Raw genomic sequence first — 13192 nt, forward strand, 5'->3', positions numbered from 1 at the left:
CAACCTGCCGTAACTTCAAGACAATCTCTTCGGGCTTCGGTCTCTTGTCTGCCATTCTTAGTCCTCCGTTTCCTGAACATAACGGTGGACCCGTTCAGTTGGGGAGGCTCACAGTTAGGTTTTGCACATTGAGCCCGACCTTGCGAAGGCGATTCTCGGCGCATCGCAAACCTTTGCGAGTAGCAAGGCAAATACTTCATATGACCTTCGGCTATTTGAGAAGTTTCCGATTTGGGCTGATCGCCCTTGGAGGTCGAGAACCGAAAGAAATGCGCCATGAGTGTATCCAACCGTCAGATTGATTCCCGACTAACAACGCAAAACTATGGGCAAACTACGCAAACTTATGGGGTGCGCGAAGTGTTATGCGCAAACCTACATAGTCTCAGAAATCCAGGTTCTCGACGCTCAATGCGTTTTGCTGGATGAACTCGCGGCGCGGCTCGACCACGTCGCCCATCAGCTTGGTGAACAGGTCATCCGCCTCGACCATGTCATCCACGCGCACCTGCAGCAGGGTGCGGGCATCCGGGTCCAGTGTGGTTTCCCATAGCTGGTCGGGGTTCATCTCGCCCAGACCTTTGTAGCGTTGCAGCGACAGGCCTTTTTCGCCCTCTTCCAGAATCGCGCGCAGCAGGTCCAGCGGGCCGTGAATGGCTTGCATCCGGTCCCGGCGGATCAGGGTTGCGGGGGTGTTGTAGACCTCTTGCAGGCTTTGGGTGAAGCTGCCGGTCTTGCGCGCCTCGCCCGAGCGCAGCATGGGGCCGTCCAACGTGCGGACCTCTTCGACGCCGCGCAGGATGCGGGCCAGACGGATGCCGTGGTCCTGCGTGATCCGGCCCTGCCAGCCGCGCTCGTATTCCAGCGCGATCAGGTCGAGACGGGCGGCCACCTTGTCGGCAACGCCTTGCAAGTCGGCATCGACCGCACCCGGCACAAAGGCACCGGCGACGGCGGCCTGTTCCAGAATGTGGCGCGGATAATGCGTTGGGAAGGCGTCCAGAACGCGTTTCAACTGACGCGCTTCATCGACCACGCGGGTCAGATCCTGACCGATGATTTCCTCGCCCGAGCCCAGCTTCAACACCGCGCCTTCGACGCCCTGGTTGATCAGATAGTCGTCCAGCGCAGCCTGATCTTTAAGGTAAACCTCTGACTTCCCACGAGAAACTTTATAGAGCGGTGGCTGCGCGATATAAAGGTATCCACCCTCGATCAGCTCTGGCATCTGACGGTAGAAGAAGGTCAGCAGCAGCGTCCGAATATGCGCGCCGTCCACATCCGCATCGGTCATGATGACGATCTTGTGGTAGCGCAGCTTTTCGATGTTGAACTCATCACGGCCAATGCCGGTGCCCAGCGCCATCACGAGGTTGCCGATCTCCTGCGACGACAGCATCCGGTCAAACCGCGCACGTTCGACGTTCAGGATTTTCCCGCGCAGGGGCAGAACGGCCTGAGTCAGACGATCCCGCCCGGTTTGCGCCGAGCCACCCGCCGAGTCCCCCTCGACGAGGAAGACTTCGGTCTTCGAGGGGTCTTTCTCGGAACAGTCTTTCAGCTTCCCGGCCAGATAGTTCACATCCATCGCCGTCTTGCGACGAGTCAGTTCGCGGGCTTTCCGCGCAGCTTCACGGGCCAGCGCCGCCTCGATGATCTTGCCGACGATCCCCTTGGCCTCGTTCGGGTTTTCCTCGAACCATTCGGCCAGCTTTTCGTTCATCAAACCTTCGACCGCAGGGCGCACTTCGGACGACACCAGCTTGTCTTTGGTTTGGGATGAGAATTTCGGGTCCGGCACTTTGACCGACAACACACAGGTCAGACCTTCACGCGCGTCATCGCCGGTAAAGCTGACCTTTTCCTTCTTCGCAATGCCGCTGGACTGCGCGTAATTGTTGATCGTCCGGGTCAAGGCACCCCGGAACCCAGCCACATGCGTCCCGCCATCCCGCTGAGGGATGTTATTGGTAAATGGCAGCACCGTCTCGTGATAGCTGTCATTCCACCACATGGCGATCTCGACCCCGATATCGTCGCGCTCACCCCTAATATAGATCGGCTCGGGCATCGCAGGCGTTTTGGACCGGTCGAGGTATTTGACGAATTCCTTAACACCGCCCTCATAGAACAGCTCGGTTTCCAGCCGTTCGGCAGGGCGCTCGTCGATCAGAATGATCCGCACGCCCGAGTTCAGGAAAGCTAGCTCGCGCAGGCGCTTTTCCAGCGTATCGAACGAGTATTCGAGGTTCGAGAACGTATCGGTCGAGGCCAGAAACCGCACCTCGGTCCCGGTGCGGTCGCCGCATTCCTGAACCACTTTCAGATGTTCTGCTGTCTCGCCACCCTCAAAGCGCGCCACATGTTCCTTGCCGTTGCGCCAGACGCGCAGCTCCAGCCAATCGGACAGGGCGTTCACAACCGAGACACCCACGCCGTGCAGACCGCCCGACACCTTGTACGAGTTGCTGTCAAACTTACCACCCGCGTGAAGCTGGGTCATGATGACCTCAGCGGCCGAGACGCCCTCCTCGGGGTGAATATCCACCGGAATCCCGCGCCCGTTGTCGCTGACTGAAACACTGGAATCGGCGTGGATTTTCACGGTCACATGGTCGGCATGACCGGCCAGTGCCTCATCAATTCCGTTGTCCACGACCTCATACACCATATGGTGCAGACCCGAGCCATCGTCCGTGTCGCCGATATACATACCGGGACGCTTGCGAACCGCCTCTAAACCCTTGAGAACTTTAATGGAATCTGCGCCGTATTCTTGCGGTGCCTGTGCGTCGTCGGACATGCCGTTAGTACCTATATTATTTTGGTAACTTATACGTTTTCTGGTGGGGAATGTCACGCGATCCCACCAGATTTTGTGTCAGCGAGTGGCTTTTTCAGCAGATCAAAGCCGATCGAGGTCGGCGGCGATATCCGACGCCAATTCTCTCGCATTCACGTCATCACGCTCGGCTGACAATCTCAGACCCAAAAGGTCGGATTGATACCGTGCGGCCAACCGATCTGGGTCATGATGTGCGCCAATCTCTCCGGCCGCTTGCGCACGTCGGAAAAGGGTGGCGAAACACTCTTTCATTTCTTCCAGATGAGCACCTGCCTTGCCTGCCAGGTCATGCCCTTTGGCCTGCAGCTCGGCGAATGTCTTGGCCAACATGCAAGCGCGTGCAGGCATTAACGTGGCGTCTATCACGACCTGCGGCTGCGCTTTTAGCGCTTGCAATGGCCCGACCTCATCCGCCATCGCCAGCAACCGCGATACGCCGTCTTTCTTGTACCGCTCCAACGCCAGCGCATAGAGGGCATCTTTCGATCCAAAGGCCGCATAGAAACTGCCCGGTTTCAGCTTCAGCTCACGCTCCAGATCCTTCAGCGACGTCCCGGCCCATCCCTGCCGCCAAAAGATATCTCTGGCCTGCGCAATCAGCGCGTCACGGTCATATGAAGGTTTGCGGGGCATTCTTTCACCAGTTCTTGAGCATTTGCTCAAATATATACTTGAGTGATCGCTCAATAAAGCCTAAATACGACTCACCGCGCCAGAAACAGGAGTTTTGACATGGCAAACTTCCCCTCTCATGACCTAGAAACCGCCCCTGAAGAGTCCAAACCGCTGCTGGAAAAATCTCAGGCTGCGCTTGGCCGCCTGCCCGGTCTGCACAAAGTGATGGCCGAAAGCCCGCAGCACCTGGAAGGCTATCAGGTTCTGCACCACCTGTTCCTGCAGACCGACTTTGACAATGACGAGAAAACCGTTGTCTGGCAGACCATCAACGTGGAAAACGAATGCCACTACTGCGTGCCAGCCCATACCGGTATTGCCAAGATGATGAAGGTCTCGGACGAGATCACCGAGGCGCTGCGCAACGAGACCCCGCTGCCATCCGCCAAGCTCGAGGCGCTGCGGACATTTACGCTGCAAATGATGGAGACCCGCGGCAACCCGACCGAGGAACAGCTGCAAGCCTTCTTTGACGCCGGCTATTCGCACCGCGCGGTTCTGGATGTGGTGCTGGGTCTGGCTCAGAAAACCATGTCGAACTACGTCAACCACATGGCGCAAACACCCGTCGATCAGGTGATGCGCGGCTTTCTGTGGGAACGCAAAGTGGCGGAACCGGCCTAAGCGCTGACGACCGAGCCCTCATCGCTTTCACTCACGATCAGCGTCTGGGCCCGGTCCCCCAATTCCGCAAACAGCTCAGGCCCGGTGCCCGTCATCCAGGCCTGCGCACCCAGCGCGCAAATCTCATCATACAGCGCCGCCCGCCGCCCGGCATCCAGATGGGCGGCCACCTCATCCAGCAATACGATCGGTGGCGCGCCGACCATCCCCGCCAACGCCCGCGCATTCGACAGGATCAGCGAGACCAGCAGCGCCTTTTGTTCCCCTGTTGAGCAATCCTTGGCCGGAACGCCCTTGGCTGCGAATACACCATACAGATCCGACCGGTGCGGCCCCACCAAGGTCCGCCCTGCCGCCAGATCGCGGAACCGGCTTTCGTTCAACGCCTCGCGCAGGTCATCCGCCGATTCCGGCATTGCACCTTCAGTTTGCACCAGCTCCAGATCAGCAGAGGGAAAGGCGGTTTCAGCTTGCTCCTGCGCCGCACGTAAATGCTCCAAGGCCGCCAAACGCGCAGCATGAATGCGATATCCGGTCTCGGCCATCTGCCCTTCCAACGCGGCATACCAATGCGCATCGCGCACCTGCTCCTTCAGCAGGCGGTTCCTTTCACGCATGGATTTCTCATAGGTCAGCGAGGCCTCGGCGTGAGAGGGATCAAAACTCAGCGCAATACGGTCCAGAAACCGCCGCCGCCCCTCGACCCCTTCAATCCACAGCCGGTCCATTGATGGGATCAGCCAGACCACCCGCGCCAGCTTGCCCAGATCAATCTGGCTGGCCGATTTGCCATCAATCCGAACCTGCCGCGCGGCACCCCCTTCGGACCATGTCTCGATCTCATAGTTCTGCCCCTGCGCACTCAGCACCCCGGACAGCTTCCAGCCCACTGCCTCGGGCCGGCGTGTCATCTCAGCCGCGCTCGCGCGCCGCATCCCGCGCCCGGGTGAAAACAACGATACCGCTTCAAGGATGTTGGTCTTACCGGCCCCGTTTGGACCATGGATCGCAACCGGCCGCCCATCCAAAGCCAGCCGCGCCAGCTTGTGCGACCGGAAATGCGAGACCGTAAGCTCGGTCAGGGCCAATCCCATGACCCCACCCTTCTTCTGTTCAAAATTACTTCCGCCGGAGGCATCGCGCGCCAGCGCGATCAGACGCGCATCGGCATGACGACGTAAACCGCGCTCTGATCATTGCCTTCGCGCATCAATGTCGGATCACCAGCCGAGTTGAACAGGAACACCGCATTCTCGCGATCCACCTGTGACGCAATCTCCAGCAGGTATTTCGCGTTGAACCCGATCTCCAGCCGTTCATCATTATACGCCACAGCCAGCTCTTCCTCAGCCGCGCCGCTGTCCGGCGCATTGACCGACAGAACCAGCTTATCCGCATCCAACTGTAGTTTCACCGCGCGCGAGCGTTCGGACGAGACGGTGGCAACCCGATCCACAGCCTGCGCAAATTCGGCGGCATCCACTTCCAACTGACGCGTGTTGCCCTGCGGGATCACTCGGGTGTAGTCGGGGAAGGTGCCGTCAATCACTTTCGACGTCAGCGTGATGTCCGGAGTAGCAAAACGGACTTTGGTTTCACTGACAGAGACCGCGATGTCCATCTCATCATCGTCCAGCAGCTTGCGCAATTCACCAACGGTCTTGCGCGGCACGATCACGCCCGGCATATCCGCAGCCCCATCCGGCAGATCCGCATCAATACGCGCCAGACGGTGGCCGTCGGTGGCCACGCAGCGCAGCACCTTGCCGCCCTCGGACCCATCGGCGACATGCATGTAGACGCCGTTCAGATAGTACCGCGTCTCTTCGGTCGAGATCGCAAATTTCGACTTGTCGAACAAACGCCGCAACAACGCTGCCGACGCCGTAAAGTTCGACTGATATTCCGAAGAGGCCATTACCGGGAAATCCTCTTTCGGCAAAGTCGCCAGCGAAAAGTTCGAGCGCCCCGCCTCAACCGTCAAACGACCCGCAGCACTGTCGGCGGTGAGCGTCACCAAAGCCCCATCGGGCAGCTTCCGCACGATTTCATGCAGGGTCGTGGCGGCCACAGTGGTTGCACCGGCTTTTTCGACCTGCGCAGGTGCTTTATCGACCACTTCGATATCCAGATCGGTGGCGCGGAACATGGCCTGATCGCCTTCGGCCTCAATCAGCACGTTGGCAAGTATTGGAATGGTGTTGCGACGCTCCACAACGGATTGGGCCTGCGAGACGGCCTTAAGAAGGGTGCCGCGTTCGATGCTGATCTTCATACCCTCAATTCCTTTGACTTGCGTGCCGATTTGGGCGGGACTGGCACGTTAGCGGTTCCACCCTGAGGCACAAGGATTTTTTATGGATTTCTGAGTCGGATTGACCAAAGGGTCAAGAGGGGCGTGACCAAGCGGGCACAGTTCCTGCCCGACCGTGGATTAAAGCCCACAAGAAAACGCCCCGGGCGTGAGGGACCGGGGCGCTTTCAAATGACTGAGACCGGAAATCAGGCTTCCAGCGACCGGCGCAGCATCTCCACGTCTTCGGCGATCTGGCCGTCGGTCGTTTTCAACTCTTCAATACGTTTGACACCGTGCATGACCGTTGTGTGATCACGCCCACCGAAACGACGACCGATCTCGGGCAGGGAGCGGCTGGTGAGTTGCTTGCACAGATACATCGCCACCTGACGCGGACGCGCATATGACCGCAAACGCTTGGGCCCGATGATGTCGGACAGGCGGATATTGTAATATTCCGAGACCTTGCGTTGAATCTCTTCGACGGTGATCTTGCGCTCGGACGCGCGCAGCACGTCGGCCAGACAGTCCTGCGTCAGCTCCATGTCGATCTCGCGCCCCACCAGCGAGGCAAAGGCGAACAGCCGCGTCAGCGCCCCTTCGAGAACCCGCACATTGGTCGAGATGCGATGGGCCAAAAACTCCAGCACGCCATCTGCGATTGTCAGATCAGGATAGGTGCTGCTGTATTGCTGTACCTTGTTCTGAAGGATGCCCAGACGCAGTTCGTAATCCGTGGGGTGCAGGTCGACAACCAGACCACATTGCAGGCGCGATTTCACACGGTCCTCCAGATCCTTGATCTCACCCGGGGCGCGGTCAGCCGAGATAATGATCTGTTTGTTCTGATCCACCAGCGCATTGAACGTGTGAAAGAACTCTTCCTGCGTCGAATCCTTGCCAGCGATGAACTGCACGTCATCGACCATCAACACATCAACCGAACGGAACAGGTGTTTGAAGTCCATCATGCGGCGTTCGCGCAGGGCCTGCACAAAGCGATACATGAACTGTTCCGCCGACAGGTAGAGCACGTTCAGATCGGGCCGTTTGGTTTTCAGCTCCCACGCGATGGCGTGCATCAGGTGTGTCTTACCCAGACCAACACCACCATACAAAACCAGCGGGTTGAAGGTCACCGGGCCGCCTTCCGACACGCGGCGCGCAGCGGCATGGGCCAGTTCGTTGGGTTTACCAACCACAAAAGTGTCAAATGTGAAACGGGCATCCAGAGGCGCAGCTTGCAGGGATTCCAACGCATCATTTGCAACTTCGGTCAAATGAGGCACTGACGCCTCTGGCGCGGGTGCTTGCGCCGCCTCTGCCTCCATTGACGGGCGCGTCGGTGAATTTGCAGCAACCCGAAACGCAAGTCGCTGAACCGGCTCACCCGCCGTGTTCAACTCATACAAGATGAGATCTGCAAAATTCTGGCTGACGTAATTGCCCATAAAATTCGTCGGCACCGAAAACACAGCTACCCCATCCTGAACCTCTTGGAACTCAAGAGGTTCGATCCAGGTGGTGTAGTTATTTTTTCCAATAGCCTTGAGCAGTTTGTTACGCAGTAGTCCCCATTTTTCTTGTGTCATTAAGCGCCTCACGCATCCCATTCTTTATTGGCCTGTCGGCCTTATTACTAAGTCCCGGTCGCCCGGTACGCGTACTCACACACAAAAGGGTACCCATCCGCCAAACTGAAATAGCCTGACGCCTTGATTTTGAATGTCGACACTGCCTGGCACAAAGGCATCCCAAAACGGAACCGCCCCAGAAACCGGGTTGCGCGTCGCAATCTCATTTTTAGACAGGGCTAGGATTCCTGAATGTATCAGGTCCCAAAGCAGATCAGCAAACCAGCAGTCCCGGTTGCCAACATTCGTTCCTGATCGCCCTGATGCCCGTCAGTTTGATCCCTGGAACAGCCTGTCCCCCCAAGCGAGTGAATCGCTGAATCAGTGGTAACAAGATGGCGAGGTTCCCGGCAACGAAACTCTGATATTGACTCGTGTCTGAGCGCGAAAGAATCTCTTGGCTTGGTGAAGCGCGGTATTCTGGCAACAGCAAAAAGGGCGCCGCACAGCGCGACGCCCTTCAAAATAGTTCAGCCTTTCTTACGTGACCTAGGGTCAGTGAAAGACTCAGCCCAGCGCCTTCACGCGCGAGGACAGGCGCGACATTTTACGCGCTGCGGTGTTCTTGTGGAAAACGCCTTTGGTGACGCCGCGCATCAGTTCGGGCTGGGCCGCGCGCAGAGCGGCGGTTGCTGCGTCCTTGTCGCCGGATGCGATCGCTTCTTCGACCTTGCGCAGGTAGGTGCGGATGCGCGAACGACGTGCTTTGTTGATTGCGAAACGCTTCTCGTTCTGACGAGCGCGCTTTTTTGCCTGGGGCGAGTTAGCCATGTGTCTCTGACCTTTGTTCGGTACGGTTCTATGAATAGCGCGCCACGGAATATCCGCACCGGATCAGAAATCACGAGTGTGAGTCGGGCCAAAGCGGGCCGCACGCGCATGTATAGCGGCGCTTACTATCCAAGTTGGAAGGGTTTGCCAAGCAGATTCTTGTCGCCGCAAAGCTGGTATGAAAAAGGCGGGCATGCACCCGCCTGATCCGATCTGAAAAGTCGCTTACTTGTCGCGGAACTGTGCCGCGCGTTTTTCAAGAAAGGCGGCCATGCCTTCTTTCTGGTCTTCGCTTGCAAACATCGAATGGAACACCCGACGTTCAAACAGCATCCCTTCGCTCAGTGGCAATTCATAGCTGCGATTCACGGCTTCTTTCGCGGCCATTGCACTCAGTTGAGATTTTTCCGCGATCTTCTGGGCCGCGGCCATCGCCTCGTCCAGCAGTTTCTTTGCAGGGACAACCCGGCTGACCAGTCCTGCCCGTTCCGCTTCTTCGGCATCCATGAAACGCCCGGTCAGGTTCATGTCCATTGACTTGGACTTGCCGACAAACCGGGTCAGACGCTGGGTGCCACCCAGACCTGCGATAACGCCAAGATTGATTTCAGGCTGACCGAATTTGGCCGAATCTGCTGCAATTATGAAATCGCACATCATCGCCAGTTCACACCCACCGCCCAGCGCGTAGCCTGCAACTGCGGCAATGATCGGTTTGCGGATCGCCGTTATCCGGTCATTCACATCGCCAAACAGGTTTCTGGTGTAAACGTCGACAAAGCTCATCTCGGACATCTCTTTGATATCCGCGCCGGCGGCAAAAGCCTTTTCCGAGCCGGTGATGATGATGCAGCGCACCTTGTCGTTTTGATCCGCCTCTTCCAGCGCAGTGCACAATTCCTGCGTCAACTGCGAGTTCAGCGCATTCAGTGCATCTGGTCTATCAAGCTTGATAAGGGCGACGTGGTCTTCGATTTCGACGATGATCGTCTCAAAAGCCATGAGGTGTAAGCTTCCGGTTGTTCCGTTCAGTTACGATTCATTATCACGCGAAAACCTTGGATCAAGTTATCTTTGGCATTGCGCGCAATAGAAGGATGAGCGACCGGACTGAGTGATTCTTTTTATGGCAGCCCCACAGCCTTGGGTCCGGCAAGGCTTGGCCTCGCGGCCATAGACGTCAAAGCTGTGCTGAAAATATCCAAGTTCTCCATCAGCTTGGCGGAAATCGCGCAGCGAAGAACCACCCGCCTCGATCGCGTCCCGAAGGACCTGACGAATGATGGGAACCATGGCAGCGACACGCTGCGCAGAAATCTGTCCGGCCTTGCGACGTGGCGACACTCTGGCGCGATAAAGCGCCTCACAGACGTAGATATTTCCCAATCCGGCAACGATTCCCTGATCCAGCAGTGCGGATTTGACCGGAGTGTTCCGGCCTTTGAACGCGTCAATCAGGTGTTGCTCATGAAAGTCATTGCCCAAGGGTTCGGGTCCAAGAACTGACAGCAGCTTGTGTTCTTCAGCGGTGGCCGTAGGCAGCAAGTCCATCGCGCCGAATCTGCGCGGGTCATTGAATGTGATCCGCGCGCCATTGGCCATGTGAAAGACCACGTGGTCATGTTTTTCCGGCATCGGATGATCATGCACGAACTGCCCCAGCGGATCGCCCGACACCGTCATCCGCCCCGACATGCCTAGATGAATCAGCAAAGTCTCTCCGCTGCTGAGGTCCGCCAGAATGTATTTTGAGCGTCGACGCAGACGATCCACCCTTTGCCCGGTCAACCGTTCAGCCATCCGCTCGGGGAAGGGCCAGCGCAGATTGGGCCGGTTCACATCGGCGCGTTCGATCACCACGCCCTCCATCGCCGGGGACAAGCCGCGTCTTACTGTCTCGACCTCGGGCAATTCGGGCATTACATGGCTCCTAATCCAAAGGGCCGCATTGTGCCCGATACCAATGGCCCTATAACAGAGGCGAAATTCGACAAACGGCAAGGCAAATGTCCGACACCAACGACAAGACCACACATTTCGGGTTCGAAACCGTGCGCGAAGCTGAAAAGGCCGGACGCGTGCAGGGCGTGTTCAACTCGGTCGCCTCGAAATATGACGTGATGAATGATGTCATGTCGATGGGCATCCACCGGGTCTGGAAAGACGCGATGATGGATTGGCTGGCCCCCCGCCCCGGTCAGCGGCTGCTGGATGTCGCAGGCGGAACCGGAGACATTTCCTTCCGTTTCCTCAAACGCGCGGGCCACGGTCACGCCACCGTTCTGGACCTGACCGAGCCGATGCTGGTCGAAGGCCGCCAGCGCGCCGAAGCCGATCAGATGTCGGACAGCTTGAACTGGGTGGTGGGCGACGCCATGTCCCTGCCGTTCGAGGACAATACCTTCGACGTCTACACGATCTCGTTCGGCATCCGAAACGTCACCCGCCCGCAAGAGGCCCTGAACGAGGCCTACCGTGTACTAAAACCCGGCGGCCGCCTGATGGTGCTGGAGTTCAGCCAGCTACCGAATGACGGGCTACAAAAGCTCTATGATCTCTACAGCTTCAACGTCATCCCGCGCATGGGCAAGCTGATCGCCAATGATTACGACAGCTATCAGTATCTGGTGGAATCAATCCGCAAATTCCCCGATCAGGAAACCTTCCTCGGCATGGTTCGCGCAGCCGGGTTCGAAAACGCCAAATATCGCAACCTGAGCATGGGCATCGCCGCCTTGCATTCCGGCTGGAAGATCTGATGCGCGGTCCCCACAACATCATCCGCCTGATCCGCACAGGCGCCACATTCGAGCGCACCGGCGCCATGAACGTGGTGCTTGATGCATTCGAGGCACCAAAAGCGCTGCGCGTCCTCGCTCATACGTTAGGAAAACCGTTCCAATGGCTTGGGTATAAGGGCGATCCTTCAATGCCCCCGGCCACCCGCGCACTCACGGCACTGGGCCCGGCATATATCAAGTTTGGTCAGGTCCTCTCGACGCGGCCCGATGTCGTGGGCAACGAACTGGCAGAACAACTGCGCGTCCTGCAGGACAAGCTGCCCCCTTTCTCCAAGGCCGAGGCCATGGCCGAGGTCGAAAAAGAACTTGGCCAACCCGTGGCCGACATTTTCGACGCGTTCAGCGAACCGATCGCCGCTGCATCCATCGCGCAAGTCCACAAGGCGAAACTGTCCAGCACAGGCGAGGATGTCGCTGTCAAAGTCCTGCGCCCCGGAATCGAGCGCGCCTTCCGCAAGGATGTCGACGCCTTCTATTTCGCCGCACGTATCGTGCAACTGTTTGCCCCCGGCGCGCGCCGTCTGCGTCCGATGGAAGTGATCGAACATTTCGACGGCGTCGTGCGCGGCGAGCTGGATCTGCGTCTCGAAAGCGCGGCCGCCTCGGAATACGCCGCCAACACCAAGGACGATGCCGGATTTTGGCTGCCCCCGGTCGTGTGGTCCCTATCGGCTCGCCGGGTCATGACCCTCAGCTGGGCCGACGGTATCCCGCTGGGTGACAATGACGCGCTGGATGCCGCCAATCACAATCGCCGCGATCTGGGCGAACGTGTCCTGCGCCTGTTCCTGATGCACGCCCTGCGCGACGGCTATTTCCACGCAGATATGCATCAGGGCAACCTCAAGGTCGCGGCCAACGGCGATATCATCGCCTATGACTACGGCATCATGGGCCATATCGACGAATACACCCGCCGGGTCTACGCCGAGATCCTCTTTGGCTTCATCCGCCGCGATTACAAACGCGTAGCCGAGGTCCATTTCGAGGCTGGTTACGTCCCCGCAAACCAGGATGTCGACGAATTCGCCCGTGCCTTGCGCGCGGTGGGTGAACCCATCTTTGGCATGGACGCCACCCACATCTCGATGGGCCGCCTGCTGAACTACCTGTTCGAAGTTACCGAACGCTTCGGCATGGAAACCCGGACCGAGCTGATCCTGTTGCAACGCACAATGGTCGTGGTCGAAGGCGTTGCGCGCTCGCTGGACCCGCAAGTCAACATCTGGGAAGTCGCCCGCCCCGTGGTCGAGGATTACATCAAGCAATCCATCGGCCCGCGCGCGGCCCTGCGTGATTTCGGAAAAACGGCCATGGTTCTGGCCCGCTTCGGCCCTCGCCTGCCGGCTCTGGTGGAAAACGCGCTGATTGCGCAGACCCAGAAGGACGAGCCCAAAACCACCCGCTTCTGGTCAACAGCGCTGCCTGCAACCATCGGCGCAGCCGCAGGTGCGGCTCTCGTTCTGATCGTGACGGCGCTCAGCTAAAACCGATCCGCCCCTTCATCTGGCTAAAAATATCCTCGGGGGGAATCGCGCCACCGCGC

11 protein-coding genes are annotated in these 13192 nt (G+C 58.3%); 3 read left to right on the forward strand and 8 right to left on the reverse strand.

What is annotated here, in order from left to right:
- Positions 1-385 precede the first annotated feature (385 nt).
- On the reverse strand, positions 386-2803 hold the full coding sequence (gene gyrB, locus ACR0MS_RS15625; RefSeq protein ID WP_480575151.1) for a DNA topoisomerase (ATP-hydrolyzing) subunit B: 2418 nt from the start codon (positions 2801-2803) through the stop codon (positions 386-388).
- A gap of 102 nt (positions 2804-2905) precedes the next feature.
- Positions 2906-3478, reverse strand: a complete 573-nt coding sequence (locus ACR0MS_RS15630; protein WP_480575154.1) for a TetR/AcrR family transcriptional regulator — start codon at positions 3476-3478, stop codon at positions 2906-2908.
- A gap of 99 nt (positions 3479-3577) precedes the next feature.
- Between ACR0MS_RS15630 and ACR0MS_RS15635 the strand changes: the two genes are divergently transcribed.
- Positions 3578-4144, forward strand: a complete 567-nt coding sequence (locus tag ACR0MS_RS15635; RefSeq protein WP_480575156.1) for a carboxymuconolactone decarboxylase family protein — start codon at positions 3578-3580, stop codon at positions 4142-4144.
- On the opposite strand, the gene recF is transcribed toward ACR0MS_RS15635, so the two are convergent.
- The 6 genes from recF to mutM form a co-directional block, all read right to left on the reverse strand.
- Positions 4141-5238 carry a DNA replication/repair protein RecF gene (gene recF / locus ACR0MS_RS15640; RefSeq protein ID WP_480575159.1) on the reverse strand — a complete coding sequence of 366 codons (1098 nt, stop codon included), beginning with the start codon at positions 5236-5238 and terminating at the stop codon, positions 4141-4143. The genes ACR0MS_RS15635 and recF overlap by 4 nt on opposite strands.
- A 59-nt stretch (positions 5239-5297) precedes the next feature.
- Positions 5298-6419, reverse strand: coding sequence for a DNA polymerase III subunit beta (gene dnaN, locus ACR0MS_RS15645; RefSeq protein WP_480575163.1), 1122 nt, complete (start codon positions 6417-6419; stop codon positions 5298-5300).
- A gap of 227 nt (positions 6420-6646) precedes the next feature.
- Positions 6647-8032, reverse strand: a complete 1386-nt coding sequence (gene dnaA, locus ACR0MS_RS15650) for a chromosomal replication initiator protein DnaA (protein ID WP_480575166.1) — start codon at positions 8030-8032, stop codon at positions 6647-6649.
- A 549-nt stretch (positions 8033-8581) separates the two neighbouring features.
- Entirely contained in the window at positions 8582-8845 is a 264-nt protein-coding gene (gene rpsT, locus ACR0MS_RS15655; protein WP_152459792.1) for a 30S ribosomal protein S20, read from the reverse strand.
- Between the two features lie 225 nt (positions 8846-9070).
- A complete protein-coding gene (locus ACR0MS_RS15660) occupies positions 9071-9847 on the reverse strand; it encodes an enoyl-CoA hydratase (RefSeq protein ID WP_480575170.1) in 777 nt (258 codons plus the stop codon).
- 66 nt (positions 9848-9913) lie between these two features.
- The gene (gene mutM / locus ACR0MS_RS15665) at positions 9914-10765 is read right to left on the reverse strand and encodes a bifunctional DNA-formamidopyrimidine glycosylase/DNA-(apurinic or apyrimidinic site) lyase (protein ID WP_480575173.1); all 852 of its coding nucleotides are present in this window, start codon (positions 10763-10765) and stop codon (positions 9914-9916) included.
- 86 nt (positions 10766-10851) lie between these two features.
- On the opposite strand from mutM, the gene ubiE reads away from it, so the two are divergent.
- Both ubiE and ubiB read left to right on the forward strand, forming a co-directional pair.
- Entirely contained in the window at positions 10852-11604 is a 753-nt protein-coding gene (gene ubiE / locus ACR0MS_RS15670; protein ID WP_480575176.1) for a bifunctional demethylmenaquinone methyltransferase/2-methoxy-6-polyprenyl-1,4-benzoquinol methylase UbiE, read from the forward strand.
- The gene (gene ubiB / locus ACR0MS_RS15675) at positions 11604-13133 is read left to right on the forward strand and encodes a 2-polyprenylphenol 6-hydroxylase (RefSeq protein ID WP_480575179.1); all 1530 of its coding nucleotides are present in this window, start codon (positions 11604-11606) and stop codon (positions 13131-13133) included. The genes ubiE and ubiB overlap by 1 nt, the downstream gene beginning before the upstream one ends.
- Positions 13134-13192: the final 59 nt, after the last annotated feature.

The sequence above is a fragment of the Ruegeria sp. CJ2 genome (genome assembly GCF_056536745.1).

Bases quoted from the DNA above. Each gene is read 5' to 3' on its own strand.
- ACR0MS_RS15630 (WP_480575154.1), bottom strand. From the start codon at position 3,478: ATGCCCCGCAAACCTTCATATGACCGTGACGCGCTGATTGCGCAGGCC.
- ubiB (WP_480575179.1), top strand. From the start codon at position 11,604: ATGCGCGGTCCCCACAACATCATCCGCCTGATCCGCACAGGCGCCACA.
- ACR0MS_RS15635 (WP_480575156.1), top strand. From the start codon at position 3,578: ATGGCAAACTTCCCCTCTCATGACCTAGAAACCGCCCCTGAAGAGTCC.
- rpsT (WP_152459792.1), bottom strand. From the start codon at position 8,845: ATGGCTAACTCGCCCCAGGCAAAAAAGCGCGCTCGTCAGAACGAGAAG.
- ubiE (WP_480575176.1), top strand. From the start codon at position 10,852: ATGTCCGACACCAACGACAAGACCACACATTTCGGGTTCGAAACCGTG.
- ACR0MS_RS15660 (WP_480575170.1), bottom strand. From the start codon at position 9,847: ATGGCTTTTGAGACGATCATCGTCGAAATCGAAGACCACGTCGCCCTT.
- dnaN (WP_480575163.1), bottom strand. From the start codon at position 6,419: ATGAAGATCAGCATCGAACGCGGCACCCTTCTTAAGGCCGTCTCGCAG.
- gyrB (WP_480575151.1), bottom strand. From the start codon at position 2,803: ATGTCCGACGACGCACAGGCACCGCAAGAATACGGCGCAGATTCCATT.
- mutM (WP_480575173.1), bottom strand. From the start codon at position 10,765: ATGCCCGAATTGCCCGAGGTCGAGACAGTAAGACGCGGCTTGTCCCCG.
- recF (WP_480575159.1), bottom strand. From the start codon at position 5,238: ATGGGATTGGCCCTGACCGAGCTTACGGTCTCGCATTTCCGGTCGCAC.
- dnaA (WP_480575166.1), bottom strand. From the start codon at position 8,032: ATGACACAAGAAAAATGGGGACTACTGCGTAACAAACTGCTCAAGGCT.